Below are 26124 nucleotides of genomic sequence, written 5' to 3'. Positions count from 1 at the left end.
CCGGGCGGCCAACATCGAATGTGAGCCGCTTGCATGACCTCCCAGACTTCTGACACGCCGGAATGGGCGCGGCGCCGCAGCTTCGCCATCATCTCCCACCCGGACGCCGGTAAGACCACGCTGACCGAGACACTGTTGCTGTCGGCTGGCGCGATCCGTCTGGCCGGCCAGGTGCGGGCGCGCGGCGAGAACCGGCGTACCCAGTCGGACTGGATGAAGATCGAACAGGAGCGCGGCATCTCGGTGTCGGCGTCGGTGATGACGTTCGAGCACCGCGGCCTCTTGTTCAACCTGCTCGACACGCCGGGCCACGAGGACTTCTCCGAGGATACCTATCGCACGCTGACGGCGGCGGACAGCGCAATCATGGTGCTCGATGCGGCCAAAGGGGTGGAGCCGCGGACGTTGAAACTGGTCGAGGTGTGCCGCCTGCGCGACATCCCGATCGTCACCTTCATCAACAAGATGGACCGCGAGGCGCTCGATCCGGTCGACCTGCTGGAGGACATCCAGGACAAGCTGGCCCTGGATGCCGTGCCGATGCAGTGGCCATCTGGCTCGGGCAATCGCTTCAAGGGCGTGCTCGACGTTACCAGTGGGGATTTCCTGCGCTATCACCGTCCGGGCGAGGACCGTGAAGCCGGAGAACCTGCCGAGCGCATCGCCATGGATGGCGACGCCATCAAAGCGGTGCTGTCCGAGGAGGAGATCGCCGAGGTCACCGAGGGCGCGGAAGTGGCCCGGGAATTGTGCCCGAGCTTCAACCCGAACAGCTTCCTCGAAGGCCATATGACACCGGTCTTCTTCGGCACGGCGCTGCGTGATTTCGGTGTGCGCGAATTGCTGGAAGGCCTGGCCGACACGATTCCGGGCCCGGCCCCGATCAAGGCCGAGCAGAATGGCAAGACGGTCGAGATCGAGCCGGCGGGCAAGGAAGTCACCGGTTTCGTGTTCAAGATCCAGGCAAACATGGATCCCAACCACCGCGACCGCGTCGCCTTCGTCCGTCTGTGTTCGGGCAAGTTCAAGCGGGGCATGAAGCTGAAGACGGAAGCTGGCAAGCAGCTGACCGTGTCCTCGCCCATCCTGTTCTTTGCCCAGGACCGCGAGATCGCGGACGAAGCTTTTGCCGGCGACGTTATGGGTGTGCCCAACCACGGCACATTACGGGTCGGCGACAGCCTGTCGGAGAGCGGCAAGCTGCGCTTCTCCGGCATTCCAAACTTCGCACCGGAAATCCTGCGCCGCGCCCGCCTTGCCGATCCGCTCAAGGCCAAGCATCTGAAGAAGGCGCTGGAAAGCCTGGCGGAAGAGGGCGTGACCCAGCTCTTCCGGCCGGTCCTCGGCGGCGATTTCATTGTCGGCGCGGTGGGGGCACTGCAGATCGACGTGATGCGCGAGCGCGTGGCGGCGGAATACGGGCTCGAGGTCGATTTCGAGCCCGCACCCTATGACACGGCGCGTTGGCTCGGCGGCAGTCGTGACAAGCTCGAGGCCTTCGCGGACCGGCACAAATCGGCCATGGCCGAGGATATCAATGGCGACCCGGTCTTCCTGGCCAAGAGTGCCTGGGAAGTCTCCTATTCCGAAGAGAAGTTTCCGGACATCACCTTCCATCGGGCCAAGGAGCGCTCGACATGAGCCAGGAGAACGTCGTCGACAGCGCTGTCGATACCGTTGTCACGCAGAGCGAAGACCTCTGGGCCATGGTGCTGGAGGTCTGGAATACCTCGTTCCTGGGCGTCAGCGTCGGTCAGGGACTGATCGCCCTGCTCGTGCTCGGCATCGGCCTTGCCGTGCGCGGGCTGGCAGCCCGGGCGCTGATCAAGATGCTCAAGGGGCTGACCGCGCGCAGCAAGACAACGCTCGACGACGCGGTGGTCGAGGCCCTGTCAGGCCCGCTCAAGCTGGTTCCGGTGATCATCGCCGTGTTCTTCGCCATCAACATCCTGCAGATCGGCTCCGACAATGCGCTGCGGGGTTACCAGCTTGTGCAATCGCTGATCGTCATTGCCCTGTTCTGGGCCCTGCACAATGCCGTCGCCCCGGTCACCCAGCTGCTGACGGGGCTGCGCTCGGCGCTAACGCCGGTAATGCTGGACTGGATGTCCAAAGCGCTGCGCCTGATCTTCATCATCGTCGGCGCTGCCGCGGTGCTGCAGATCTGGGACATCCCGGTGGCCGGCATTGTCGCCGGCCTGGGCCTGTTCGGCGTTGCCATCGGTCTCGGCGCGCAGGACCTGTTCAAGAACCTGATCGCCGGCATCCTCATCCTCACTGAGAAGCGCTTCCTGCCAGGCGACTGGATTCTTGTCGACGGCGTGGTCGAGGGCACGGTGGAGGAGATCAATTTCCGCTCGACCGTGGTCCGGCGCTTCGACAAGGGGCCGGTCTACGTGCCCAATTCGGATCTCTCGGACAATGCGGTGACCAATTTCTCCCGCATGACCCACCGTCGCATCAAGTGGGCCATCGGCGTGCGCTACGACACCACGTCCGAACAGCTCAAGGAAATCCGTGACAAGGTTCTCGCCTACGTCTCGGACAGTCCGGATTTCGCCAATCCGCCGGATGTCGCAACCTTCATGCGGGTCGACGCCTTCAACGCCTCGTCGATCGATTTCCTGCTTTACTGCTTCACCGTCACCACCAATTGGGGCGAGTGGCTGCGCATCAAGGAAGAGCTGGCATTATTCGTGAAGCAGACGGTGGAAGAGGCCGGGACCGAGTTCGCCTTCCCGTCGACCTCGCTTTACGTGGAGGGCGGTGTTGAAGTGTTCCCGAAGCCGGACGGGCCAGCGCCGCAGTCCATCGAGAGCACGGCCTCCGAGCCGGCGACGTCCTAGGCAGCGACGTCGCGGCGCATGCGATAGAAGCGCATCGCCCGGTTGGCATCCTCGATCGAGATCGCATCGTACAGTGCGCCCAGTTCACGGGCATCGCTGAAAGCGTCCTCATTGGCTGTGTCGCGCAACACAGCGAGGGTGACAAAGAGCGCCTTGTCGAACTTCGCGGCTTTGCAGATCAGGGCCAGGGGATCGATGCAATCCTGGTCGATGGCGCGCTTGGCGGCCATGTAGTCGATGTCGGCCATTTCGGCGAAAGCGACGTAGAACCGCACCCGCTGGCCTTCACGCAGCAGGCGGGCAAGCAAGGCGTTGTCGAGCTTGCGGCGTACCGCCATCGTGCTGACGAACTTGCGCGCCTCGGCAATCTCCTTGTCTTCCTTGAGCCGATCGGCGAGACGCGCCCGGGAGGCCGCCATGGCTTGCTCCAGCACTTCGGGGTCGACCTGCTCGAAGCGCTCCTCGATACGCTCGCGCAGGCGGTTGTTCACGGTCAGCATGAGATCGGCGAGAAGGTCGTTGGGTGTGTCCTGGCGCTCGACCAGCGGCGATTGCAGGGTCGGCGAGGTCTCCGCCCGTTCCGATACGGCCTCGAAGGCATTGCGTGACAGCCGCGCACCCTCATTGCCGATCAATTCTGCAACGGTGTCGTCATCGCCGCGGCGCACAATGGTGTCGGACACTTTCTCCGGCACGCTCTCGCGCTGGCTGATCGCCTTCAGGTGGGTCTGCCCGGCACGCTCGGCAATGTCGACGAGGTCGTGTTCGCTGAGCGCGGAAGAGCGACTGAGAATGGGGGCCGCGACGTCGATCGCGTCCTGGGCCAGCTGCAGGATCAGGCCGTGCGGTGCCACCGGTGTGTCGGCAAATCGCTCGGCAAGTTCTTCGCGAGCTTCCTGGGCTGTCTGGGCGGCCAGCGCGCTGAGCACGTCGTCGAATTCCTGGGATGTGGCTGTGTCGCGGGCCGGGGGCTCTTCGAAGAACAGGTCGGTGACTTCACGCAGCAGTGTGCGGCGTCGCTCGCTCGACTTTTCCTTGGCCAGCTCGACCAGATTATTCAGCCTGCTGTTGATTGCCATCGACGTCTCCGCACCACCGGTCCGGTTCAAACTGGTCGATATCCGTAAAGAAAGCGTGCTGACGGATGCGCAAATTGCGTATTGCGGCGGAAGAAAATCAGTGCGGGCCGCTGCCGTCGACAGCCCGCAGCGCGGCCTGTTCTCGACGCGTCGGCACCCGATCGGAGGCCTGCTCCAGGGTGCGTGCCAGGCCGGGAGAAAGACCGGTTACACGGCCCGGGGCCGGGAACGGGGTCAGCGCCGTGGCGTGCAGGGAACACTGGGCGCCGTCCCCTGCCAGTTCAGATATCGTCCATACCCATGAGCGGCACTGGTTGTTCTGGCCGCAGGCGGCCTCGCACATCTCCGCCGTACTGTGCCGCGTGTGCTCGATGATGGCGCCGCGCCGGTCATGATCCACCAGCTTGCCGTCGGCCAGGGCCGCAGGCGGTGACAGGAGCGCTGGCACGACCATGCTGAGGAGGAGGGGCAAGCGGACGAGGTGCGTCATCCGGCTTTCAGGTCCGTCCGGCGAAAGCGGCGGCGCTCGGAGGGCGGCACCAGCCGGGCCGGATTGTGATTGTCGACCCGCGCCAGGGTCTGGGCCACGCTGTCGGTGCCCACCGGAGCGCCGATGAGATAGCCTTGGATGAACCGGGCGCCGAAGCTGCGCAGCAATTCCAGCTGGCCCTGGGTCTCAACGCCTTCGATGACGCAGTCGAGGTCGAGGGTGTGGCTCAGCCCGATCAGCGTCCGAACGATCTTGACGGCAGAATTGTCCTCCACCAGCCGGACCAGGAACGAGCGATCAATCTTGATCTTGTTGACCGGAAGGCGGTGCAGGTAATTGAAATTGGAGTGGCCGATACCGAAATCGTCCAGTGCGAGACTGCATCCGGCGTCGGCGAGGCGACCGACCGACGCACAGGCCTGGTCGAAATCGCCCATCATGGCTGACTCGGTGATCTCGAACTCGATCCGCGACGGTTCGATGCCGCTATCCTGAACGACGCGAAGAATGCCAGTGACGGCTTCCGGCGACATCAGGTCCTGGGTCGACAGGTTGAAAGAGAGGCGCAGGTCGTCCGGCCAATCCGCCTGGGTCGCCAGCGCCTTCTCGAGCAGGAAGCGGGTCAGTTCGCGGATGCGTCCGGTGCGTTCGGCTGCCGGAATGAAAATACTGGGCGAGACGATGCCGAGGCTGGGGCTGTTCCAGCGCGCGAGAGTCTCGAAGCCGCACACTTTCTCGCGTTGCAGATCGAACTGGGGCTGGAAATTGATATCGAGTTCGGATTCCAGATCGGCCTTGCGGAAAGCGCGGTCGATCTGGCCGTTCGACAGCATTTCCGCTTCCAGGGCGTCGTTGAACACGACCGCTTCGCCACGTCGGGTCCGCTTGGCGACGTAGAGGGCATGGTCAGCGCGTTCCATCAGCTCGTGCTGGGAGCGTTCGCCGTTTTCGCACACGATGATTCCCACCGAGCCCGAAGCCGGAATGGTACATTCCGAGAGGTCATAGGGTTCGTGAAGCGCCTTGGATGCGAGACGTCCGAGTTCCCGTGCTGACTCCGAGGCGAGGCCGCTCGCCGGCGCCAGGATGGCAAACTCGTCGCCGCCGAGACGGGCTGCGAAAATGTGCTCGACGGGCAGGCTTTCGAGACGCTTGGCCACGACCTGCAACACCGTATCCCCCGCCGCGTGGCCGTAGGTGTCATTGATCGGCTTGAAGCCGTCCAGGTCGACCAGGGCCAACAGGAATGGCGCGCGGCCTTCCTGGGTCTTCTGGTGCAATTGCTCGAAGTGCTGGAAGAAGCTGCGACGATTGGCCAGCCCGGTAAGCACGTCCCGTTCCGCCAGGCTTTGCGCCTGGCGCGCCATGTCGACCGCGGTGCGGCGTTCATTGACGGCCTCGATGCGCGCTCGGACTGCAGCCAGCACGGCGCCGCGTATCAGGAAGGCAATGCCGCCGGCGGCGACGATCCCGGAGATCGTCACCGAGATATAATCACCGAGTTCGCTGGGCGCATTCGCCTGCACGAAGTAGAGCAGGCTGGCGACGCACAGGCTGACCGTGAACGCAATCATGCGAAGGCTGGGCAGCATGCAGGCGAAGACCGGCATCATCAGCACGTAGTAGACGAGGTTTTCGGTCTGGTAGGTCACCGCCATGTTGACGTTGGCATTGCCCACGAAGCACAGGCAGATGAGACCCGCGCTGAGTTCCAGCGGCAGGGCCGTGGTGAAACGGCGGACGCTGAGCATGACGCAGCCCGTCAGGAGCAGGGCCGTCACGGCCGAGCCGAGCAGGATGAGCTGTTCAATGCCGCTGGCAAACACCAGGCGCTTGACGACTTCCATACCGAAATAGAACAGGGCAGCAATCGACGCACCGCGCACGATCGGGCGGTAGGCGATCAGCAATTCCTGCTGGTCGCCCGGGCCCGAGGCCTTCGCGCACGTGTCATCCGTGCGACGCGGATTCGCCGTCCAGTTCATCAATAGTCTCACCCTTATCCCGCTTCGAGTATGGGGGAGGCTTGTTAAATTCGCGATAATCCCCGCTAAACCCGATATTTACCACGATGGACCGGGCCTCCGGTCTCGATCGCGTGAGAGGCAATTGCGCGGCGCAATTGCGTCTGATGGACTGCAGCGATAGGAGGAAGCGCTCAATTGGGGGACGGCATGACGCGCAGCGATACCGGATTCACGGCAGGGTTGATTGATTTTGTGGAAAGCGCCGGCTTTCGCAATTTCATCATGACGCTGATCGTCATCAACGCGGTGACGCTGGGACTCGAGACCTATCCCTACCAGGGTGAATGGTTCACGCGTGGCCTGCCCATGCTGGACCGGGTCATCGTCGCCGTGTTCGTCATCGAGATCGTGCTCAAGCTGATCGCCTACCGGCACCGCTTCTTCTATTCCGGCTGGAACTGGTTCGACATGATCGTGATCGGCGTGTCGATAATTCCCGCCACCGGCAGTTTCTCGGTGCTTCGCGCCCTGCGCATCGTGCGCGCCTTTCGCCTGTTCTCGGTGCTGCCCGACCTGCGCAAGGTGGTGGAGGCCCTGCTGCGGGCGATTCCGGGTATGGGCGCGGTGATCGCCGTGCTCGGACTGATCTTCTACGTGTCTGCGGTGATGGCCACCAAACTGTTTGCCGATGCCAGCCCGCAACAGTTCGGCGGTCTGGGCGACAGCGCGTTCACCCTGTTCCAGGTGATGACGCTGGAGGGCTGGGCGACAGACGTGGCGCTGCCGGTGATGGAGGAGCACCCGTGGGCCTGGATGTTCTTCCTCGTCTTCATCGTGCTGACCAGCTTCGCCATCCTCAACCTGTTCATCGCCATCATCGTCGACAGCCTGCAAGCCAAGCATTTCGACGAAGAGGAGGCGCGTGACGCCGAAGCCGACGCCGACCGTGAATTGCTGCACGCCGAGATCGCGGCCCTGCGCGGCGAAGTGACGGCGTTGTCCGGCTTGCTCCGGCGCTCGCTGGATCAGTCGTTGATGACTTCGGAGAAGGACGCCGACAGCTCCGCATAGAAGGCGGCCAGGCGTTCTTCGCGCGCGGTGCGCGTTCGCGGTGGCGGGGCGGCCAGATCGCGGACCGGCAGGTCGGCATGCACGGCTGTCATGAATTGCTGCCAGATCTGCGCCGGCAGGCCGCCGCCGGTGACCGAGCGCATCGGCGTGTCATTGTCATTGCCAACCCAGACGCCGGCTGTGTAGTCGGCGGTATAGCCAATGAACCAGGCGTCGCGGAACTGCTGCGACGTGCCGGTCTTGCCGGCCGCCGGCCGGTCGCCCAGCGAGGCGCGCTGGCCGGTGCCGCCGATCACCACATCCTGCAGCATGGTCGACATGGAGCGGGCCGTCGCCAGAGGCAGTGCGGCCCGATCCTGGGTCGGCAGGCGGTGCTGGTAGAGCTGGTCACCGCGCGAATTGTGGATCGACCGGATCAGCCACGGATCGTGGCGCACACCGTCGGCAGCAAACACCGAGTAGGCGGCGGTCAGTTCGAGCAGATTGACCTCGGCCGCGCCCAGCGCGATGGCCGGCAGTTCGGGAAGCTCGGAACGTATGCCCATGCGGTGGGCGGTGGCGACGATCTGGTCGATGCCGACCTCGCTGGCGATCTGGGCGGCCACCGTGTTGATCGACCGCTTGAGGGCTTCCGCGAGTGTGACCAGGCCACTGTACGAGCCGCCGAAATTCTCCGGCGACCAGCCTTCCAGGTCGATCGGCTCGTCCCACATGGCATCCGACGGGTCGTATCCCGCGTTCAGGGCCGCGGCGAAGACGATGGCCTTGAATGCCGAGCCCGGCTGGCGCTGGGCCTGGACGGCGCGGTTGAACTGGCTGTCGGCATAGTCGCGGCCGCCGGCCATGGCCCGGATGGCGCCGTCCATGTCGAGCAGCACGACCGCGGCTTCACCTGCATTGCTGGCTTCGCCCTGTGCATCGAGCACCGTGTTCAGGGTGTCGTAGGCAGCGCGCATGGCTTCGCCGTTGATCGTTGTGGCGATCACCAGGTCGGGGGTTTCGCCCGGTACAAGGAGGTCGGCCTCGGCCAGGGCGTAGTCGAACACGTGACCCCAGATTTCCTCGGTACGCTCTGCGCTCGCCACCGGTGTGACCGGACGCGCCGGCTCGGCCAGGGCCTCTGCCCATTCCAGGCGGGTGATGAAACCGGCGGAGTGCATGGCGGCCAGAACCTGGGCGGCGCGGGCCTGGGCGGCTGGCAGATTGACCGTGGGGTCGAGACGCGACGGGGCCTTGGGAAGCGCGGCAAGCAGCGCTGCTTCTGCCAGGGTCAGCTCGGCGGCGGACTTGGAGAAGTAGCGATTGGCCGCCGCCTCGATACCGAAGGCCCGGGCGCCGAGATAGATGCGGTTGAGATAGAGCTCGAGGATCTCGGTCTTGCTGAACCGCGCCTCGATCTCGCGAGCGAGCCGCATTTCCTGAAGCTTGCGGCGCAATTGCCGGTCGGGAGTAAGGATGAAGTTCTTGACCAGCTGCATGGTTATGGTCGATCCGCCCTGGACGGTTTCGCCGGCCCGGAAATTGACCCAGAGGGCGCGGGCGACGCCGCGGAAATCGACACCGCTGTGCTCGAAATAGCGCTGGTCCTCAATGGCCAGGAAGGCCTGTGGCACGTGCGGCGGCAACTCGTCGAGGTGAACCGTGCGAGCATAGAGCGGGCCGCGGACGGCGAGGATGTTGTCATCCTTGTCGAGCAGGGTCAGCGAGGTCTCGAGGCGGCTCTCCCACAGGTCGGCGACCTGGTCGGGAGCCTCGGGAAGATCGTGGAAGGCCCAGTTCCAGACCACCAGAAGGGTAATCAGGGCCCCGATCGCGAGCGTCCCGACAGCCCCGCCCAGACCGATCATCCAAGCCTGCCGGCGACGCTGTGATTGCGTCATGTGATCGGCGCGAAACGGTTCCTGATCCATGCTATAGCCAGCCTTGCTAGTGGGGGGAGCTTAGAGCCCTTCAATAACGGCGGAATTCAGGCGTGCAACATGAGTGAACCTTTCTGGACCGTGAAATCTCTGGAGGAGATGAGCCCGGCGGAATGGGAGAGCCTGTGCGACGGGTGCGGGAAGTGCTGTCTGGTCCAGCTCGAGGACGAGGATAGCGGGGTGCGGCTCAAGACCGACATCGCCTGCCGCCTGTATGACTGCGAAGGCGGCGGCTGTCGCGATTATGCCAATCGCAAGGCCAAGGTGCCGGACTGCGTAATCCTGACGCCGCAATCGGTACGCGAGCTCGACTGGATGCCCAAGACGTGTGCCTACCGCCTGATCGCGGAAGGCCGTGACCTGTTTGACTGGCACCCGTTGATTACCGGGGACCCGGATTCGACCGACAAGGCCGGCATGTCGGTGCGCGGCCAGGTGATCTCGGAAGACGAATTCGACTCGGACGACTGGGGTGAGCATATCGTCCTCTGGCCAGGTGAGGACGATCCGAGCCCGGACCACGACGCGTGCAACGGAGTTCAACAGCGCCATAGCTGAGTGGGATGGGGTCGGAGACAGACGGGCCTGGCAAGACCAGATCGTTCACTGGGGGAAACGTCGATGGCGGATAGGATGTACGTGGCCGATCCGGGCAGCAGGGCCCAGCCGGGCGGACTTTGGAGGAGGTTTGGGCGGCCCGTCCTGGCCTGGCTGGGGTCCGGATTCGCGGCTGCTTTCGTACTTGTGATCCTGATGTCACTCGCCACCTTGGCCGACCCGGGTCCGAGTGCGGAGGACGCCGCGGAGTTCTTCTGGACTATGCTGCCCGCCACCGGTTTCTTCGCCCTGTTTGTCCTTGCCCTTACCGCACTGCCCTGGTTGTTCCTGGTCTGGGCGATGCGAATATTCCTGTTGCCACGCGGAGCGGGGGATCTGGTCGCGGGCGCGGTGATGGGCGGTGGTCTCGTCCAATTGTACGGTTTGCCCCTGTTCCGCGGGTCGCCGGAAGGTTTCTTACTGACCCTGGTATTCCTTCTGGCCGGAGCGGCCGGCGGGCTGGCCTACTGGTGGGGTGCTGGCCGCCCGGACCGCGCGGCGGCCCGGGCGGCGCAGGCGGCCGCCCGCGCCAGGGCGCGCGCCTGAGAGCAGGCCATAGACACCGGCCCGCTTGCCGCCGGGCCGCGACAGCGCTAAGCCCTCGTCCTCGTATTCACGCCCAGAAACAGGCCGTTCGATCCATGACCAAAGTCCGTTTTGCGCCGTCCCCGACCGGTCGTCTCCATGTCGGCAATGTGCGTACCGCGATCTTCAATTACCTGTTTGCACGCAAGGCGGGTGGGGAGTTCCTGCTGCGCATCGACGACACTGATGTGGAGCGCTCGACCAAGGAGTATGAGGACGGTATCCGCACCGACCTGACCTGGCTGGGCATTCACTGGGACGACACGTTCAAGCAATCCGAGCGTTTCGACGTTTACGCGGCTGCCGCGGAAAAGCTCAAGCAGGCCGGGCTGCTTTACCCGTGTTACGAGACCGGCGACGAGCTGGACCGCAAGCGTCGCCTGCAAATGGCCAATGGCAGGCCGCCGGTCTATGACCGCGCCGCCCTGGCGTTGAGCGATGAGGACCTCGCGAAGCTTGAAGCGGAAGGCCGCCAGCCGCACTGGCGCTTCAAGTTGAGCGGCCAGCCGGTGCACTGGGATGACATGGTGCGCGGCGATGTGACCATCGAGACCTCGTCCCTGTCCGACCCGATCCTGATCCGCGAGGACGGCAGCTATCTCTACACCCTGCCAAGCGTGGTCGATGATATCGACGCCCGGATCACCCACATCATCCGCGGCGAGGACCACACCACCAATTCCGGCGCCCAGATCGAGATTTTCCGGGCCCTCGGCGCCGAGCCGCCGCGTTTCGGTCACCAGGCACTGCTGGTTGGCGCTGACGGCAACAAGCTGTCCAAGCGCATCGGGTCGCTGGGGATTGGCGAATTGCGCAATGATGAAGGTCTGGAGCCGATGGCGATCATGTCGTTGCTCGCGCGCATCGGCACGTCCGATCCGGTCGAGCCATTCCAGAACGTCGACGACATCCTGCCCGGCTTCGACCTCGGCAAGCTGTCGCGCTCGCCGGCGCGCTTCGATCCGGAGGAGCTGCAACGTGTCAATGCGCGTCTGTTGCACGGCATGGACTACGCCGAAGCCAAGCCACGCCTGGCGGCCATCGACGCCGACTTGGGCGAAGCCTTCTGGCTGGCCGTGCGGCCCAATCTCGAGCGCTTCCGCGACGCCGCCGACTGGGCCCGCCTGGTCGAGGGGCCGGTCGAGCCTGTGATCGAGGAACCAGACTACGCCGACGCGGCCCGCAGATTGTTGCCCGAGGGCGAGCTGGACGGGCAGAGCTGGTCGGTCTGGACCGGCGCGCTGAAGGCGGAGACGGGTCGCAAGGGCAAGGCCCTGTTCATGCCGCTGCGCCAGATGCTGACCGGTGCCGAGCGGGGGCCGGAGATGTCGGTTCTGTTGCCGCTGCTGGGCCGGGACACGGTGATGGCTCGACTCGCGGGCGAGGCCGCCTAGCACTCTCATTCCCCTTGTGTGACAGGGTAAAATGACTTTGTGTCAGGTTGCCTTGACATTGTTGGTCCGATTGTGTCAGGTTTGCATGACACGAAGTCAAGTTAACCTGATGGGAGAGATCAATGACCAGTAGATTGTGCAAACGCGCCGGTATCGGCTTCTGGACCGCGATTTACGCCAGCCTCATAGCCTCGGTCGTGGCGACCGACAGTGATGCGGACGTGCCGGTGGAATCCCGGTTTGCCGTCGAGCACACGGCACGCGATGCCGGACGGGCGGTGCTCTTCATTCCCGGCCTGGCGACACCGGGCGACGTCTGGGACGGTACCGTGGCGCGCTCCTGCGGCGCCGATCTGTACCAGATCACGGTCCGGGGCTTCGGCGGCGCCGATGATCCGGTCGATGGTCCTGTGATGGCGCCGCTCGTGGACGAGCTTGTGGCCTGGGTGGACGGTCTGGACGTCGACACCGTTGACATGGTGGGGCATTCGCTTGGCGGTCAGGTCGCCTTGCAACTGGCCGAGCGCCGTCCTGACCGGGTGGGCCGCGTGGTCGTGGTCGACAGCGCGCCTTTCTTCGCCCGCCTGTTCAACCCGGCGGTCACGCCAGAGCAGGCGAGCGGCTATGGTGCCATGATGGCGCAGCAGATGGCCGGCGCACCCCGCGACGCCTATCTGGCCCAGGCTCGCCAGGGCCTGCCGGTCCAGTCGCTGACCGAGACAGGCCAGGCGCAGGTGATGCGCTGGATGGAGCAGGCCGACCAGTCCACCGTGGCCACCGCCTTCGGCGAAGTGGCCGGCACGGATTTCACGCCCCATCTGGACGGAGTGCGGGCTGACACGACCGTCATGGTCGCGTGGGCCGAGGGGGCGCCCTACAGTGCCGACCAGGTGCGTGCCCTTTACGCCCAGCAGTACCAGTCGCTCGACGGGGTCGATATCGAGGTGATCGAAGGGGCCCGCCATTTCATCATGCTCGACCAGCCCGACGCCTTCAGCGCCGCCCTGACCCGGGCCCTGGAAATCGAGGAGTGCCAGTGATGCCCGGAAATCGCAGATATTTCATTCACTTCGGAACCGCGATGGCGGTCTATGTCATCACCATTCTCGGCTCGGTCTTCCTGATCAAGCAAACGGGAATGGAAGGTTGGCCGGCGGGCCTCGTGGCGCTGACCCCACTCGTGCCGGCCCTCTACGCGCTGCACGCCTACGTCGTCCGGTTCCGCGAGCTCGACGAGTACCAGAGGCGCGTCATCTCCGAAGCCATCCTGTGGGCCGCCGGACTGATCGGCTTCGGCACTTTCGGCTACGGATTTCTGCAGGGCGTCGGTGTGGTACCGCCGCTGGACCCGACCTGGATCCTGCCGACACTGATCGGCCTGTACGGCCTGATCTCGGCCATCCGCCTGCGGTGCTTCACATGAAAAACCGTCTGAGGGTATTGCGCGCCGAGCGGCGCTGGAGCCAGGCCGAGCTGGCCGAACGTGTCGGAGTCTCGCGACAGGCGATCAATGCGGTCGAGACGGGCAAGCACGACCCGTCCCTGACCCTCGCCTTCGATCTGGCCAAGGCCTTCGACCTGACCATAGAAGATGTCTTCGATCCAAATGGAAAGCCCGACTAGGCTTCCTCGGACTGGGCTTCGAGCAGCTTCAGCAGCCGGGCGACCGCGTCGTCCGGCTGTTCTACCAGGTCGATATGGTCGGCAATCGAGGCCGGCGAGAATCCTTCGCGCACAGTGTGCTCGAGCAGTTCAATGAAAGGTGACCAGTAGCCTTCCGTATTGAGGAAGGCGATCGGCTTGTCGTGCAGGCCGAGCTGCTGGCGGGACACCACGTCGAAGACTTCCTCCAGCGTGCCGGTGCCGCCGGGCAGGATGATGTAGGCGTCGCTTTCCTCGATCAGGCGGTGCTTGCGCTCGCCCATGGTCTCGACAATCTGGATCTCGACACCGTCGAGCTGTCCTTCGCGGGCAATCATGAAGCCGGGAATGATCCCCAGAACGGAACCGCCTTCGGCCGCCGCAGTCGAAGCCGCCAGGCCCATCAGGCCGACATCTCCGCCGCCATACACCAGACGTGCACCGGCACGGGCGATGGCCTGTCCAACCTGCCGGGCGGCGTCAGCATAGCTGTCGCGCTCGCCAAAGCGTGAACCGCAGAAAACGCCAATCGACCTTAGTTTTGCCATCGTCCCATCGCCTGTGTTTGTTTTGACTGTCCGGGATGCTATTCGCCCACGGCTGTCGGCGCGAGGCTTGCATCCAGTCCCGCGACGTCCGATTACATATGCCAGATGCCGCATGATGACAGGAGGCCTCTCATGACCGCAACGCGGTCCTTCATTATTGCCGCCGTGCTTGCCGCTCTGGCAATTGCCGCCGCCGCTGCCTTTATCATGTACCGCCCCGGCCCGTCCCTGGATGAGACGCCGGTCGCGCCGGACGCGACACAGGACGCCGGCGAGAGCGCCCCCGCGGCCGAGGAAACCGGGAACATGCTGGCGCCACCGGTGTTTGATATCGTCCGAGTGGCACCTGTCGGCACGGCCGTCATCGCCGGCCGCGGCGAACCGGGCGCCACCATTCAGCTGTTGGCCAATGAGTCGGCGCTGAGCTTCGATTACAACGGTTCCAGAACGGACCGCATGCCGGTCAATGACCGGGGCGAATGGGTCATTATACTGGACGAGCCGCTGCCCTCCGGCGCCGTCGAGCTGTCATTGCTGATGCGCGCCGCCGACGGTCGCGAGCTGCGGTCCGAACAGGTGGTGGTTGTGTCGATCCCCGAACAACGCGGTCCGACACCGCTGGTGGTTGTCGGCCGTCCGGGTGAAGCCAGCCGGGTCTGGCAATGTCCGTCCTGTTCGGATGCCGAGATGGGACCGCTGGTCCTGGAAACCATCGATTACGACGAGACCGGCGCGGTGATCTTCTCCGGCCGGGCCGAAACCGGCACCGTGGTCCGCGTGTTCGCCAATGGCGCGCTGATCGGCGAGGCCCAGGTCGGTCGGGACGGGCGCTGGACGCTGCAGGCCGGCTCGCTGCTGGCACCGGGCGTCTACGACCTGCAGATCGACCAGGTCGACAGCGATGGCCAGGTCACTGCGGTGATCGTGCTTCCGTTTGAGCGGGTCGCGGCCGAGGCCCTCGACCTGGGTCCGGATTCGGTGGTTGTGCAGCCCGGTAATTCATTGTGGCGGTTGGCCCGACGCCTGTATGGCGAGGGTATCCAGTACACGGTCATCTACGAGGCCAACCGGGCCCAGATCCGGGATCCCGATCTGATCTATCCAGGACAGGTCCTGCAAGCGCCGAGCGACGAGGGCGAGCCCGCTAACGCCGGCTGACGGAACGGGGCGCCCAGCGGGTGATCGCAGGCCGGTACTGGCGGCAGATGGCGCAGCGGCCTATCTGTTGCGGGTATGAGATCCGTTCCGCCAGACCTTGAAAGCCAAGCCAAAAGCCCGAACGGGTCGCTCGGCATCACCATGCTGCGCCTGTTCCAGTTGCTGGCGTCACCGGACATGGCCCGCTGGCGCGGGCGAATGGCCCTGGCGCTCGGATTGACTCTCGTCGCCAAGTTGTTTGCCGTGGCGGCACCGGTCTTCTTCGGCGACGGCATCAACATGATCGCCGCCGAGGCCGGGCAGGGAGCCCCTTCCGCCGACGGCGAAGGCAGCGATGTCTTCCTGCCGGCGCTCATCACCACCTTCACGATCGCTTTCATCGCCTACGCCGTGGCGCGCTTCCTGTCGGTCGGGGCGCCGCAATTGCGTGACGCGCTGTTCGCGCCGGTCAGCCAGGATGCCCAGCGCCTGACCGCGGTGCGGGCCTTCGCCCACGTCCAGACGCTGTCGGTCGGTTACCATCAGAGCAAGCGCACCGGCGCCCTGCAACGCATCATCGAGCGCGGCGCGCGGGCCGTCGACTTCCTGATGCGCTTCCTGATCTTCAACATCGCGCCCACCCTGCTGGAGCTGGCGCTGGCGGCAACCGTGCTGAGCCTGAAGTATGGCTGGGAGTTCGCCGTTATCGCGACAGTGACGGTCGCACTCTACATGGGGCTGACCTGGTCGGTGACCGAGTGGCGGGTCAAGATTCGGCGCCAGATGAACGAGGCCGACAATGATGCTTCGGCCCGGGCGGTCGACAGCCTGATCAATTTCGAGACCGTGAAGGCCTTCGCCGCCGAACGCCGCGAATCGCAGGCCTATGATGGTGCCATGACGCGCTACGCGCAGGCGGCCGCGAAGTCGCAATCCTCACTCGCCCTGCTCAATGGCACCCAGGCGCTGATCATGAATTGCGGGTTGCTGGCCATGGCGCTGACGGCTGGCTGGAAAGCCTGGACCGGCGTGCTGCAGCCCGGCGACGTGGCCGCGGTGACGCTGATCCTGATGAATATCTACCAGCCGCTCAATATCCTCGGCTGGGCCTATCGCGAGATCAAGCAGGGCGCCGTGGACATGGAGCGCGTGTTTGACACTCTGGCGATCCAACCGGAAGTCGCCGACGCGCCGGACGCGTGCGATCTGGTGCTCAAGGGCGGCGCGGTGCGATTCGAGGACGTTCACTTCACCCATGATGGCCGGTCGCGCTCGCTGCAGGGCATCGACATGGATATCGCGCCCGGCAGCTTCGTCGGCATTTGCGGACCTTCCGGTGCCGGCAAGTCGACCGTGCTGCGGCTGCTATACCGCTTCTATGACCCGGAAACCGGACGTGTCCTGATCGACGGCCAGGACATATCCGCTGTCACCCAGGACAGCCTGCGCAGTGCACTTGGCCTGGTCCCGCAGGACGTGGTCCTGTTCAACGATACGCTGCGCGCCAACATCGTTTACGGCGTGCCGGAGGCCACCGACGACGCGGTCTGGGCGGTGCTGGAGAAAGCCCATCTCGCAACGTTCGTGCGGGCATTGCCGGAGGGTCTCGAGACTAGGGTCGGTGAGCGCGGGCTAAAACTGTCCGGCGGCGAGAAACAACGCGTCGGGGTGGCCCGTGCCATGCTGTGCGACCCGGCCATCCTGGTCCTCGACGAAGCCACCTCGGCGCTCGACAGTCACACCGAGAAAGAGGTCCAGGCGGCATTGGCCGAGGCCAGCCAGGGCCGCACCACCATTGCCGTGGCGCACCGCCTGTCGACGATCTCGGCTGCCGACCGCATTTTCGTGCTCGACGCTGGCCGGGTAGCGGAGCAAGGCACGCACGAAGAGTTGATGGCGCGGGACGGGATCTATGCGGCGATGTGGCGGCGGCAGAGCGAGGCGGGGAATGGTGATGCCAGTGCTCAGACCCCGCTTGAACGCGCAACCAGGATCACGCCGTAGCGGCGTTTTTCCATTGGGCTTTCTGCGGGGGAGGGAATGGCTCCTCGGGACGGGCTCGAACCGCCGACCCGGTGATTAACAGTCACCTGCTCTACCAACTGAGCTACCGAGGAACATCGCTCTCAAGCGAGGCCCGGCTTTTATCAGAGCTTCGCCTCGCCGCGCAAGCACCCTGCTGCGTTGGATGTGCAGTCGAAGTGTAAAAAGACGGTGCAACGCAGCCAGGCCGCCGGCGAAGCGGTCCGGACAAAAAAAATCGGGAGCCGCATTGGCTCCCGAAAAGGCATTGGGTGGATGGTGGGGTGTCTTCACGGGAAGACGGGATAACCTTTGCCTCATAGTCCTTAAGGGCGAGTTAATGCGATCTGCTCAATTACCCATTTGGTTTATCGTCATTGCTGATTTGATAATTGTTTCAGCTAAATGCGTTCGTGTCTTGAACACGGAAAATTCACCATGACGGGGGCCGCTTTCGTGCCGCCTTGCGGTCATGGTATGACGAGGCGGGCAGAGGAGGTCCGGCATGCGCGAGTATTCCAACTTCGATTCGTTTTTTCCCTTCTATCTGCGCGAACACGCGCGGGCGAAGACCCGGGCCCTGCACTATGTCGGTTCGACGCTGGCCATCCTGGCGCTGGTCGCCTCACTGGTCACCCAGACCTGGTGGGGGCTGCTGGCAGTGCCGCTGGCGGGATATTTCTTCGCCTGGATCAGTCACGCCTTCGTCGAGCGCAACCGGCCGGCAACGTTCACCTATCCGCTGTGGTCGCTGATCGGTGACTACAAGATGTTCTGGCTGTTCCTGACAGGTCGGCTGGATGGCGAGCTGAAGCGCGCCGGCGTGAACGCAGCCGGCGAGGTCAGCGCGCCGCAGGCCTGACGCCCGCTTGGCGTCGGCTCTCCGCCGCCTATCTAAGCGGCACGGAGGCGATGTCATGTCACACCAGAACAAGCCGGAGAAGATTTGTGCCGTGTGCGGCCGTCCGTTCAGCTGGCGGCGCAAGTGGGCATCCGTTTGGGACGAGGTGCGCTATTGCTCGCAGCGCTGCCGCAGCCAGCGTCACAGCGCGTCGAGGTCGGAGAGCACATCTGCGGCCCGCTCTCGATAGGCGCGTTTCTTGTCTTCCGACATGCGGTCCCAGGTTGCATAGGGCTGGCCGAGGCGTCCGTTGCCGTCAAGGCGGTCCCGATTGCGGTCGAGGAAGTCCCAGTACAGAGAATTGAACGGGCATGACCGGTCGCCGGTCTTGTCGCTCACTGCATAGCGGCACGAGCCGCAATAATCGGACATGCGGTTGATATAGGCTCCTGACGCGGCATAGGGCTTTGAAGCCAGCAGGCCGCCATCGGCAAATTGCGACATGCCTATGGTGTTCGGGGCCTCGACCCATTCGAAGGCGTCGACATAGACCGCGAGATACCATTCATGCACCTGGCGCGGCTCGATGCCGGCGATCAGGGCGAAGGTCCCGGTGACCATGAGGCGCTGGATATGGTGGGCATAGGCGTGCTCGCGCGTCTGGCCGATGGCGTCGGCGAGGCAGGCCATGCCGGTCTCCCCGGACCAGTAGAAATCGGGCAGGGCGCGCTGGGCGTTGAGCTGGTTGGAGCGGACATAATCGGCGCCCTCGCGCCAGTAGATGCCGCGTACGAATTCACGCCAGCCGATGATCTGGCGGATGAAGCCCTCGACGCTGTTGAGCGGCGCCTTGCCGTCCTTCCAGGCCGATTCGGCGCGCCGGCAGACATGCAGCGGGTCGAGCAGGCCGATATTGAGATAGGCCGAGATCAGCGCATGGAACATGAAGGGCTGACCGCCCAGCATGGCGTCCTGGTAACGACCGAAGTCCGGCAGGCAGTCGGTAATGAAATGGTCCAGCGCCCGGTGCGCCTCGGTCCGGGTGACGCCATGGCCGAACGGGCGCAGGGTGCCGAAATTACTCTCGAACTCGGCTTCAACCAGATCAAGCACGGCGTCGGTGATGGCGTCCGGTCGGGCTGTGTAGCGCCGCGGTGGCGCCAGTTCCGGCGGCGCTGCCTCGCGATTGTCCTTGTCGTAATTCCACTGGCCGCCGGCCGGCTTGTCGCCCTCCATGAGAAGGCCGGTGCGGCGCCGCATGTCCCGATAGAAATGCTCCATGCGCAGGGATTTGCGCTCGCCGGCCCAGTCTTCGAACTGGGCGTGAGAGCACAGGAAACGGTCGTCCTCGAGCACAATGACTTCCAGGCCGAAACGATCGGACCACGCCTCGAACGCCTGGCGCAGGCGCCATTCGCCGGGTTCGGTGACAATCAGGCGGTCATAGTCGTGCCGGTTGAGATGGTGGGCCACGACCTCGTCGAAACTGTCGAAGGCCGGGCTGTCGTCATACGCGTGGTAGTCGACCGTCCAGCCGCGCTCGCGCAACTCGTCGCGGAAATGCCGCATGGCACTGAAGATCAGCGCAATCTTCTTCTTGTGATGGGGAACATATCCGGCCTCCTCGCGCAGCTCCGCCATAACCACGCGGGCGCCATCGGGGTCGGCCCGACGCAAGCTCGAGAGGTCCGGGGTGAGCTGGTCTCCGAGAACGAGAATCAGGTCTGTCATGCCGGCTCCGAAATCCATCGTCGTGTTGGCTACGTAGGATAGGGCAGCACGGATGACTTGGGAGCATGTTCATGGACACCAAAGGCCTCGCCCTGATCATTGGCGCCCGGGGCGGCATCGGGTCCGCCTTGGTTGATGCCCTGCGCGACGACGACCGATACAGTTCGGTTATCGGCTTGTCCCGGGGCAGCGTTCCCGCCATTAGCCTGTGTGACGAGGACAGCATCGTGAACGCGCTCGATGAGGTTTGCGGCGACGGCACCGAGATCCGGCTGGTCATCGACGCCACAGGTTTCCTACACAACGAGGATTTCCAGCCGGAGCGCAGCGCCCGCGAGTTGACCCCGGAACACATGGCCTATGCCTTTGCCATCAATGCCATAGGCCCGGCCTTGTTGATGAAGCACATCTTGCCGCGGCTGCCGCGCAAGGGACGCAGCGTGTTTGCCACCCTGTCGGCCCGGGTCGGGTCGATTAGCGATAACCGGCTGGGCGGGTGGCACAGCTACCGCGCCTCCAAGGCGGCGCTCAATCAGCTGGTGCGCACCTGCTCCATCGAGCTCGGGCGCACGCACAAGGACGCCGTCTGTGTGGCCTTGCATCCCGGAACGGTGGCCACGCCGCTGTCGGAACCGTTCGCCAAGCGGGGTCTGGACGTGCGCCCGGCCGATGTGGCCGCGCGCGATCTTCTTGCCGTGATCGATCAACTCACGCCCAAGCAAAGCGGCGACCTGTTCGACCATGAAGGTCTGGCGATCGCGTTCTGATGTTTGCTGGAAAGCCTGGAGGCACCGCCCGGAATCGAACCGGGGTACACGGATTTGCAATCCGCTGCGTCACCACTCCGCCACGGTGCCCTCAACAGATGGCGAGCTATAACCGGCCTGCGCGAGCACCGCAATCGCTGTTGTGTACTGTGACAGGGCCGCGTTGCAGCGTCGGCGAAGTGCAGCCGCAGTGGAGTGCTTGCCGCACCACTTTCACACAGGATATATCAGCCGGGCACCAGACGGGACGCAGCAGCTGCGCTCCCGAGGCAGGGAGACAGTCGTGAGCGAATTCGACCAGGCGCGCAAACACATGGTGGACAGCCAGATCCGCCCGTCCGACGTGACCGACCGGCGCCTGCTGGCGGCCCTGGAGCGTACGCCCCGCCATCTCTTCGTGCCGCGTTCGCGCCGCGCTTCGGCTTATGCCGACACCTCTGTTGCCACCAGCGACCAGCGCAAGGCCATGCGGCCACGCGACCTGGCCAAGCTGATTCATGCCGCCGACATCCAGCCCGACGAGCTGGTTCTCGATATCGCCTGCGGCCGCGGTTATTCGACGGCCATTCTGGCGCACATGGCGGAGACCGTCGTGGGTGTCGACAATGACGAGGACGGCCTGTCGCGGGCGACCGACAATCTCAACATGGTCGGAGCCGACAATGCTGTGGTGGTTGAAGGCGACCCCAAGCAGGGCGTGCCGAGCCAGGGTCCGTTCAACGTGATTTTCGTCAATGGCGCGGTCGAGACCGTCCCGCAGGCCTGGTTCGACCAGCTGGCCGAGAATGGCCGTCTGGCCGTGGTCATTCGCAAGGGGCCGGTCGGCAAGGCGACGATCTTCACCCGGTCCGGCGCCGGCATCGGCGAACGCGTCGTGTTTGATTCCAGCGCCAGTGTCCTGCCCGGGTTCGAGGCCGAGCGCCGCTTCGCTCTCTGACTCTCCAAGCGCCGGTAAGCGCTGGGGCTTTCGGGTGCCAACAGGCGACATGATAAATGCGCAAGGCAGGGCTTATGCACTGGCCTTGTGGAGGCTGCTCGTTATGATGCGGGCGGGACGCGTGCGGCAAGTGCGCGGGCAGTGAAGGAAGTTGGAATGGTTCAGTTAAAACGCTGGGCTCTGGCCCTGGCCGGTGGCACCGCTGTGTTCATGAGCGCTTCGGCAATGGCCCAGACGCTCGAAGATACGCTGGTGCTTGCCTACAATACCAATCCGACACTGCAGGCCGAGCGGGCCCGGTTGCGGGCCACCAATGAGGACCTGGTGCAGGCGCGAGCCGCATGGCTGCCCAGTATCTCCGCCACAGGCTCGGTCAGTCAGCAGCACAGCGAATCGGAATCCTTCAACCCCCTGTTCGGAACGAGTACTGTCAACGAGAGCGATGTCACGCCGAAAGCCTTGTCGGTGACCGCCAACCAGACAGTGTGGGCGGGTGGACGCATCGGAGGCACAATTGACCGGGCGGAAGCGGTGATCCTTGCTGGCCGCGAGACCCTGCGGTCCGTCGAACAGGATGTCATTGTAACCGCCGTCATCGCATTCATGGATGTGCGCCGCGATGCCGAAGTCATCGAAATCCGCCGCAACAATGTCGAGCTGCTGGCCCAGCAGCTCCAGGCTGCACGGGACCGGTTCGAAGTCGGGGAGATCACCCGCACGGATGTGGCCCAGGCCGAGGCTCGGCTTTCCGGTGCCCAGGCCCAGCTGTCCTCGGCGCAGGCGCAGCTCGCCGCCAGCCGCGCCGCCTACGAGCGGGTAACAGGGGAGCCGCCGGCCAGCCTCGCCGAAGCTCCGCAATTGCCTCCCTTGCCCGAAAGTCTTGCAGACGCGGCGGAGCTTGCCTTCGGCTACAGTCCGCAATTGCGTGCAGCCCAGTTCTTCAATGAAGCCGCCGAGCATTCGATCCGGATCGCGCGCTCGAGCCTGGCCCCGGAGTTCTCGGTGCAGGCGCGGGCCTCGACCTCACGGGACAATGTGGTCAGCGGAGACTACCGCGACAGCACGTCGATCACCGGTCAGGTCTCGGTGCCGATTTTCACCGGTGGGTTGAATCGCTCGCGGGTTCGGGCGGCGCGCGCCGAGGAAGAGGCCAGCGAGTTTCAGGTCCGCGAAACCCGGCGTCAGGTGATCGAAGCTGTGACCAATGCCTGGAATGCTTATGTGGCTTCCCTGGCCGTCATCGAATCAAGCGCCCAGGCCGTGCGTGCCAACGAGATCGCCTTTGATGGCGTGGAGCAGGAGGCCTTTGTCGGGCTGCGCACCACGCTGGATGTCCTGAACGCCGAACAGGAACTCCTCGAATCACGCCTGATTCTGGTCACGGCGGAGCGGGATTCCTATGTTGCGGGCTACCGGCTGATGCAGGCGATGGGGCTTTTGTCCGCCGAGCAGTTGGCCTTGGACGTTGAAATCTATGACCCGGCTGCACGAAATCGCAGCTGGTTCGCTATCCCTAACCTTGACTTAACGCCCTGGAATTAGGCTGAGCCGATAAACCCGGTCTGGACAGGCTTGGTCTGGGCCGGTTTATTCGCGTATTAGACGAATTTCTGGATTTGAGGACGCGCACTCCCATGGCCGAGCAAACCGCCGAAAACGAACCGTCGATGGAGGAAATCCTCTCCTCGATCCGTCGTATCATCAATGAAGACGATGACGAGGCACCTGCAGAGGCCGAAGCCGAGGCGGCCGCGCCCGAGGCGGACGAGCCGAATAGTCAGGACGACATCGACTCGATGTTCGACGAGGCGGGTGATACCGGCGCTGATGTCGCCGAGGACAACGACGTCCTCGAGCTGACGGACAAGGTCGAAGAGCCGACCAGCGGAACCGAGCCGATGGCCATGGACGACGACTTGATGATCGTTGACCGCGAGGAAGAGGCCGAGCCGGAACTGGAAGAGCCGGACATCGATTTCGATGCCCTCGCCGACGAGACCGCGGATGGCATCATGAGCGAGCCGGCTGCGGCCGCGGCCATGACGTCCTTCCACACCCTGGCCGACAATATTCGCATCTCCGAGGAAGAGGGCCGGACGCTTGAAGGGGTGGTGCGCGCCCTGCTGCGTCCGATGCTCAAGGAATGGCTCGACACCAATCTGCCGTCGATCGTCGACGAGAAGGTCCAGGCCGAGATCGACCGCGTGGCGCGTCGCCGCCGCTAGGCCGGGCAACCATCACAGCATTGAAACGGGCTCGCCATCGGCGGGCCCGTTTTGCTTTCCGGTCTGCGTTCGAGGTGCAGGTCTGACTTGTCGGTCGTCGACATCACGTCAGGATGGACCCGACGAGGGGGGCAGGATCATGGAAGACGGGGTCCGCGAGGCCATTGCCGAGGCCAATGGGCATATTCGCGCCGGTGCCCATGGAGAGGCCTGCCTGGCGTTGGCCCGGGCCCTCGACTTCGAGCCCGGACTGGCGAAAGCGCATTACACGATCGGCGCGCTGTTCCTGATGTCGGGCCGTGCCCCGGAGGCCTTGCCGCCGCTTCTCACGGCCGCGCAGCTGCAGCCGGACAATCCGGCCCACTCCATCGCCCTGGCGCGTGTGCTGCATGAATTGGGCAAGCCGGACCGAGCGGCTCGTTGTCTGGCCGTAGCCGCTGCCCGCCAACCCGGCGACGTCAAGCTGCAACAGGCGATCGCGGAATACCCGGCGGCGCGCAATGTCGATGCGGCGTCCGGCCTGTTTGACCGGGATGAGGCGTCTGACGTGACATCGGCAGCCCTGAGCGACGCCGAACGGACCTTGGGCATGGGCCCCAGCGAGACCGTTCGGGCCCGCCTCGAGGAGCTGATGTGGTTGCGGCCGGACGATGCAGGCCTGTGGTCGCTGCTGGCGCGTACGGGAACAGGCGAAGCGGCCGAAATGTGCGCGCGACGAGCCTTGGCGCTGGCACCGCGCGATAGCGCTAATTGGCTGCTGCTGCACCAGATACTGCTGGCCTCACATGTGCGCACCGATTGCGCCGAGCGTGTGCTGGAAAGCGGACTGCGTCATTGCGGAGCGGTGCCGGCCCTTGCGTCGGCCCTCGCGGGTTGGCGGATAACGGCCGGCCGCCGCGAGATCGCCCTGAAACATCTGGACGCGATGATCGAGGGGCAGAGGGAGCCTGATCCCGCGCTGTTGGCTGTGCTCGTGAGTGTCTGTGACCGGGCTGGCGAGACCGCTCGGGCGCGGCAGGCGATCAAGGACGGTCTGGCGAAATGGCCGGGACAGGCGGATCTGGTCGGTGCTGCCCTGGCGTTCCATGACCGGCACCGCGAGCCCGATGCGGTGCTGGCCGTCCTGGATGCGGCAGAACAGGCGGGGTGCATTCTGGCGAACGGCGAAGCGGACGATGCCCGGGGGCGGGCTCGACTGGCGCAAGGGGACCTGGAAGCTGCGCGGCGGAGCATCGAATCGGCGCTCGAGGCGGGCGGCAATGCGGACCAGCGGCGCAGCCGGCTATTCAGCCTCGCGGGAATTGCGAACCGGCAGGGCCGTCATGACGAGGCCTGGGAGCTGGCCGGAGACGCCAATCGCCTCCTTGAACAGGTCGCTGAAATTGAGGGTGCATGCGATTCCTCCAGGATCGGCGCTCGACTGGAGCATCTGCGTCGGCATTTCAACGCTCACACGGCGAACTATCAAGACAATGACGCCGCTGTTGATGCAGGCCGGGACCTGGCGTTCCTGGTGGGTTTCCCCAGATCCGGTACTACGCTTCTGGATACTATCCTGCGCAGCCATTCAGGCGTCGCCGTGATCGAGGAAAGGCCCGTCCTTGCAGACGCGCTGCGCAGCGTTGTGCCTGGCCCGACCGGAGATGAGGGAAATTTCACGCCGGATTGGCTCGACGCGGTGCTCGCGGCAGACGCCACGGAACTCGCACGGGCCTACCGTGTCAGCTTGAATCGCCATTGCGCCGCGGCGTCCTCGGTATCGGTCCATGTCGACAAGCTGCCGCTGAACATGCACTGGGCGCCGCTGATCCATCGCATGTTCCCGGCCGCGACGTTCATCCTCGCCCACCGCCATCCGCTCGACGTGGCGGTCAGCAATTACTTCCAGGATTACCGCCCCAACCACGCCATGCTGAATATGACCCGTCTCGACCGGATATCGCGGTTGTACGATGCAAGCTTCTCGTTCTGGAAGGATTTCGTCGCCGCCTGCGAGCCGCCATCGGTGACGGTCCGATATGAGCGCCTGGTGGAAGATCTGGAGGGCGAGATCCGCCCGGTGATGCGTCGGCTCGATCTTGACTGGCAGCCGCCACAGAAGCGCTTCTTCGAAACCGCGCGGCGGCGTGACCACATTGCCACTCCCAGCGCGGGTCAGGTCGTCCAGCCGCTCTACACCAGCGCCCGGGAGCGCTGGAGACGGCACGAGCAGCATGTGGCCGGGCCGGACAGCGAAGCGCTGCGAACCTGGGCCCAACGGCTGGACTATCCGGTTTAGCCGCCCACCCTTTTCACTTTAAAAATTAAAGTATGTGAGTTAGGCTCCC

General features: G+C 64.5%; 24 protein-coding genes and 2 tRNA genes. 18 read left to right on the top strand and 8 right to left on the bottom strand.

What is annotated here, in order from left to right:
* The first annotated feature begins 33 nt into the window (after positions 1-33).
* Together ACXYMR_RS11525 and ACXYMR_RS11520 are read left to right on the top strand one after the other, a co-directional pair.
* On the top strand, positions 34-1641 hold the full coding sequence (locus ACXYMR_RS11525; protein ID WP_458943018.1) for a peptide chain release factor 3: 1608 nt from the start codon (positions 34-36) through the stop codon (positions 1639-1641).
* On the top strand, positions 1638-2846 hold the full coding sequence (locus ACXYMR_RS11520; protein ID WP_458943017.1) for a mechanosensitive ion channel family protein: 1209 nt from the start codon (positions 1638-1640) through the stop codon (positions 2844-2846). Before ACXYMR_RS11525 ends, ACXYMR_RS11520 begins: the two co-directional genes overlap by 4 nt.
* Here ACXYMR_RS11520 and ACXYMR_RS11515 read toward each other — a convergent pair.
* The 3 genes from ACXYMR_RS11515 to ACXYMR_RS11505 form a co-directional block, all read right to left on the bottom strand.
* Positions 2843-3925: a DUF2336 domain-containing protein gene (locus ACXYMR_RS11515; protein ID WP_458943016.1), complete on the bottom strand. Its 1083-nt coding sequence runs from the start codon at positions 3923-3925 to the stop codon at positions 2843-2845. The two genes, ACXYMR_RS11520 and ACXYMR_RS11515, sit on opposite strands and share 4 nt — an antisense overlap.
* A gap of 97 nt (positions 3926-4022) precedes the next feature.
* The gene (locus tag ACXYMR_RS11510) at positions 4023-4415 is read right to left on the bottom strand and encodes a PAN domain-containing protein (protein ID WP_458943015.1); all 393 of its coding nucleotides are present in this window, start codon (positions 4413-4415) and stop codon (positions 4023-4025) included.
* Complete coding sequence (locus tag ACXYMR_RS11505; protein ID WP_458943014.1) at positions 4412-6400, bottom strand: putative bifunctional diguanylate cyclase/phosphodiesterase; 1989 nt, start codon at positions 6398-6400, stop codon at positions 4412-4414. The genes ACXYMR_RS11510 and ACXYMR_RS11505 overlap by 4 nt, the downstream gene beginning before the upstream one ends.
* Positions 6401-6589: 189 nt before the next feature.
* Between ACXYMR_RS11505 and ACXYMR_RS11500 the strand changes: the two genes are divergently transcribed.
* Positions 6590-7453, top strand: a complete 864-nt coding sequence (locus ACXYMR_RS11500) for an ion transporter (RefSeq protein ID WP_458943013.1) — start codon at positions 6590-6592, stop codon at positions 7451-7453.
* On the opposite strand, the gene ACXYMR_RS11495 is transcribed toward ACXYMR_RS11500, so the two are convergent.
* Positions 7408-9363, bottom strand: a complete 1956-nt coding sequence (locus ACXYMR_RS11495; RefSeq protein ID WP_458943012.1) for a transglycosylase domain-containing protein — start codon at positions 9361-9363, stop codon at positions 7408-7410. The two genes, ACXYMR_RS11500 and ACXYMR_RS11495, sit on opposite strands and share 46 nt — an antisense overlap.
* A 69-nt stretch (positions 9364-9432) precedes the next feature.
* Here ACXYMR_RS11495 and ACXYMR_RS11490 point away from each other — a divergent pair, with 69 nt between their 5' ends.
* The 6 genes from ACXYMR_RS11490 to ACXYMR_RS11465 all read left to right on the top strand — a co-directional run bounded on the left by ACXYMR_RS11490 (position 9433) and on the right by ACXYMR_RS11465 (position 13571).
* Complete coding sequence (locus ACXYMR_RS11490; RefSeq protein ID WP_458943011.1) at positions 9433-9930, top strand: YcgN family cysteine cluster protein; 498 nt, start codon at positions 9433-9435, stop codon at positions 9928-9930.
* 63 nt (positions 9931-9993) lie between these two features.
* A complete protein-coding gene (locus ACXYMR_RS11485) occupies positions 9994-10515 on the top strand; it encodes a hypothetical protein (RefSeq protein WP_458943010.1) in 522 nt (173 codons plus the stop codon).
* A 95-nt stretch (positions 10516-10610) separates the two neighbouring features.
* Positions 10611-11948, top strand: coding sequence for a glutamate--tRNA ligase (gene gltX, locus ACXYMR_RS11480; protein WP_458943009.1), 1338 nt, complete (start codon positions 10611-10613; stop codon positions 11946-11948).
* A 122-nt stretch (positions 11949-12070) separates the two neighbouring features.
* Positions 12071-12988 (top strand): alpha/beta fold hydrolase, encoded by a 918-nt coding sequence (locus ACXYMR_RS11475; protein ID WP_458943008.1) that lies wholly within the window; start codon positions 12071-12073, stop codon positions 12986-12988.
* Entirely contained in the window at positions 12988-13371 is a 384-nt protein-coding gene (locus ACXYMR_RS11470; protein ID WP_458943007.1) for a hypothetical protein, read from the top strand. Before ACXYMR_RS11475 ends, ACXYMR_RS11470 begins: the two co-directional genes overlap by 1 nt.
* Entirely contained in the window at positions 13368-13571 is a 204-nt protein-coding gene (locus ACXYMR_RS11465; RefSeq protein WP_458943006.1) for a helix-turn-helix transcriptional regulator, read from the top strand. Before ACXYMR_RS11470 ends, ACXYMR_RS11465 begins: the two co-directional genes overlap by 4 nt.
* On the opposite strand, the gene ACXYMR_RS11460 is transcribed toward ACXYMR_RS11465, so the two are convergent.
* Positions 13568-14137 (bottom strand): LOG family protein, encoded by a 570-nt coding sequence (locus tag ACXYMR_RS11460; protein ID WP_458943005.1) that lies wholly within the window; start codon positions 14135-14137, stop codon positions 13568-13570. The two genes, ACXYMR_RS11465 and ACXYMR_RS11460, sit on opposite strands and share 4 nt — an antisense overlap.
* 132 nt (positions 14138-14269) lie before the next feature.
* On the opposite strand from ACXYMR_RS11460, the gene ACXYMR_RS11455 reads away from it, so the two are divergent.
* Together ACXYMR_RS11455 and ACXYMR_RS11450 are read left to right on the top strand one after the other, a co-directional pair.
* The gene (locus ACXYMR_RS11455; protein WP_458943004.1) at positions 14270-15295 is read left to right on the top strand and encodes a LysM peptidoglycan-binding domain-containing protein; all 1026 of its coding nucleotides are present in this window, start codon (positions 14270-14272) and stop codon (positions 15293-15295) included.
* Positions 15296-15370: 75 nt separating this feature from the next.
* On the top strand, positions 15371-17278 hold the full coding sequence (locus ACXYMR_RS11450; RefSeq protein ID WP_458943003.1) for an ABCB family ABC transporter ATP-binding protein/permease: 1908 nt from the start codon (positions 15371-15373) through the stop codon (positions 17276-17278).
* Between the two features lie 37 nt (positions 17279-17315).
* Here the strand turns inward: ACXYMR_RS11450 and ACXYMR_RS11445 are convergent.
* A tRNA-Asn gene (locus tag ACXYMR_RS11445) sits at positions 17316-17391 on the bottom strand.
* A 410-nt stretch (positions 17392-17801) separates the two neighbouring features.
* Here ACXYMR_RS11445 and ACXYMR_RS11440 point away from each other — a divergent pair.
* Together ACXYMR_RS11440 and ACXYMR_RS11435 are read left to right on the top strand one after the other, a co-directional pair.
* Complete coding sequence (locus ACXYMR_RS11440) at positions 17802-18158, top strand: Mpo1-like protein (RefSeq protein ID WP_458943002.1); 357 nt, start codon at positions 17802-17804, stop codon at positions 18156-18158.
* Positions 18159-18213: 55 nt separating this feature from the next.
* Positions 18214-18387: a DUF2256 domain-containing protein gene (locus ACXYMR_RS11435; protein ID WP_458943001.1), complete on the top strand. Its 174-nt coding sequence runs from the start codon at positions 18214-18216 to the stop codon at positions 18385-18387.
* Here the strand turns inward: ACXYMR_RS11435 and ACXYMR_RS11430 are convergent.
* A complete protein-coding gene (locus ACXYMR_RS11430) occupies positions 18339-19868 on the bottom strand; it encodes a cryptochrome/photolyase family protein (RefSeq protein ID WP_458943000.1) in 1530 nt (509 codons plus the stop codon). The two genes, ACXYMR_RS11435 and ACXYMR_RS11430, sit on opposite strands and share 49 nt — an antisense overlap.
* Positions 19869-19939: 71 nt before the next feature.
* On the opposite strand from ACXYMR_RS11430, the gene ACXYMR_RS11425 reads away from it, so the two are divergent.
* Positions 19940-20635, top strand: coding sequence for an SDR family oxidoreductase (locus ACXYMR_RS11425; protein WP_458942999.1), 696 nt, complete (start codon positions 19940-19942; stop codon positions 20633-20635).
* Between the two features lie 16 nt (positions 20636-20651).
* On the opposite strand, the gene ACXYMR_RS11420 is transcribed toward ACXYMR_RS11425, so the two are convergent.
* A tRNA-Cys gene (locus tag ACXYMR_RS11420) sits at positions 20652-20725 on the bottom strand.
* Between the two features lie 193 nt (positions 20726-20918).
* On the opposite strand from ACXYMR_RS11420, the gene ACXYMR_RS11415 reads away from it, so the two are divergent.
* From ACXYMR_RS11415 to ACXYMR_RS11400, 4 genes are all read left to right on the top strand, one after another.
* Positions 20919-21572, top strand: coding sequence for a protein-L-isoaspartate O-methyltransferase family protein (locus tag ACXYMR_RS11415; protein WP_458942998.1), 654 nt, complete (start codon positions 20919-20921; stop codon positions 21570-21572).
* 156 nt (positions 21573-21728) lie between these two features.
* Positions 21729-23114 (top strand): TolC family outer membrane protein, encoded by a 1386-nt coding sequence (locus tag ACXYMR_RS11410; protein WP_458942997.1) that lies wholly within the window; start codon positions 21729-21731, stop codon positions 23112-23114.
* A gap of 92 nt (positions 23115-23206) precedes the next feature.
* Positions 23207-23797, top strand: coding sequence for a DUF2497 domain-containing protein (locus ACXYMR_RS11405; RefSeq protein WP_458942996.1), 591 nt, complete (start codon positions 23207-23209; stop codon positions 23795-23797).
* A gap of 139 nt (positions 23798-23936) precedes the next feature.
* A complete protein-coding gene (locus ACXYMR_RS11400) occupies positions 23937-26075 on the top strand; it encodes a sulfotransferase (RefSeq protein ID WP_458942995.1) in 2139 nt (712 codons plus the stop codon).
* Positions 26076-26124: the final 49 nt, after the last annotated feature.

The organism is Maricaulis sp. CAU 1757, assembly GCF_054482675.1.
The sequence above is the reverse complement of the archived record's forward strand: the minus strand, read 5'-3'. Positions and strand labels throughout refer to the sequence as shown.

Bases quoted from the DNA above. Each gene is read 5' to 3' on its own strand.
- ACXYMR_RS11525 (WP_458943018.1), top strand. From the start codon at position 34: ATGACCTCCCAGACTTCTGACACGCCGGAATGGGCGCGGCGCCGCAGC.
- ACXYMR_RS11520 (WP_458943017.1), top strand. From the start codon at position 1,638: ATGAGCCAGGAGAACGTCGTCGACAGCGCTGTCGATACCGTTGTCACG.
- ACXYMR_RS11515 (WP_458943016.1), bottom strand. From the start codon at position 3,925: ATGGCAATCAACAGCAGGCTGAATAATCTGGTCGAGCTGGCCAAGGAA.
- ACXYMR_RS11510 (WP_458943015.1), bottom strand. From the start codon at position 4,415: ATGACGCACCTCGTCCGCTTGCCCCTCCTCCTCAGCATGGTCGTGCCA.
- ACXYMR_RS11505 (WP_458943014.1), bottom strand. From the start codon at position 6,400: ATGAACTGGACGGCGAATCCGCGTCGCACGGATGACACGTGCGCGAAG.
- ACXYMR_RS11500 (WP_458943013.1), top strand. From the start codon at position 6,590: ATGACGCGCAGCGATACCGGATTCACGGCAGGGTTGATTGATTTTGTG.
- ACXYMR_RS11495 (WP_458943012.1), bottom strand. From the start codon at position 9,363: ATGGATCAGGAACCGTTTCGCGCCGATCACATGACGCAATCACAGCGT.
- ACXYMR_RS11490 (WP_458943011.1), top strand. From the start codon at position 9,433: ATGAGTGAACCTTTCTGGACCGTGAAATCTCTGGAGGAGATGAGCCCG.
- ACXYMR_RS11485 (WP_458943010.1), top strand. From the start codon at position 9,994: ATGGCGGATAGGATGTACGTGGCCGATCCGGGCAGCAGGGCCCAGCCG.
- gltX (WP_458943009.1), top strand. From the start codon at position 10,611: ATGACCAAAGTCCGTTTTGCGCCGTCCCCGACCGGTCGTCTCCATGTC.
- ACXYMR_RS11475 (WP_458943008.1), top strand. From the start codon at position 12,071: ATGACCAGTAGATTGTGCAAACGCGCCGGTATCGGCTTCTGGACCGCG.
- ACXYMR_RS11470 (WP_458943007.1), top strand. From the start codon at position 12,988: ATGCCCGGAAATCGCAGATATTTCATTCACTTCGGAACCGCGATGGCG.
- ACXYMR_RS11465 (WP_458943006.1), top strand. From the start codon at position 13,368: ATGAAAAACCGTCTGAGGGTATTGCGCGCCGAGCGGCGCTGGAGCCAG.
- ACXYMR_RS11460 (WP_458943005.1), bottom strand. From the start codon at position 14,137: ATGGCAAAACTAAGGTCGATTGGCGTTTTCTGCGGTTCACGCTTTGGC.
- ACXYMR_RS11455 (WP_458943004.1), top strand. From the start codon at position 14,270: ATGACCGCAACGCGGTCCTTCATTATTGCCGCCGTGCTTGCCGCTCTG.
- ACXYMR_RS11450 (WP_458943003.1), top strand. From the start codon at position 15,371: ATGAGATCCGTTCCGCCAGACCTTGAAAGCCAAGCCAAAAGCCCGAAC.
- ACXYMR_RS11440 (WP_458943002.1), top strand. From the start codon at position 17,802: ATGCGCGAGTATTCCAACTTCGATTCGTTTTTTCCCTTCTATCTGCGC.
- ACXYMR_RS11435 (WP_458943001.1), top strand. From the start codon at position 18,214: ATGTCACACCAGAACAAGCCGGAGAAGATTTGTGCCGTGTGCGGCCGT.
- ACXYMR_RS11430 (WP_458943000.1), bottom strand. From the start codon at position 19,868: ATGACAGACCTGATTCTCGTTCTCGGAGACCAGCTCACCCCGGACCTC.
- ACXYMR_RS11425 (WP_458942999.1), top strand. From the start codon at position 19,940: ATGGACACCAAAGGCCTCGCCCTGATCATTGGCGCCCGGGGCGGCATC.
- ACXYMR_RS11410 (WP_458942997.1), top strand. From the start codon at position 21,729: ATGGTTCAGTTAAAACGCTGGGCTCTGGCCCTGGCCGGTGGCACCGCT.
- ACXYMR_RS11405 (WP_458942996.1), top strand. From the start codon at position 23,207: ATGGCCGAGCAAACCGCCGAAAACGAACCGTCGATGGAGGAAATCCTC.
- ACXYMR_RS11400 (WP_458942995.1), top strand. From the start codon at position 23,937: ATGGAAGACGGGGTCCGCGAGGCCATTGCCGAGGCCAATGGGCATATT.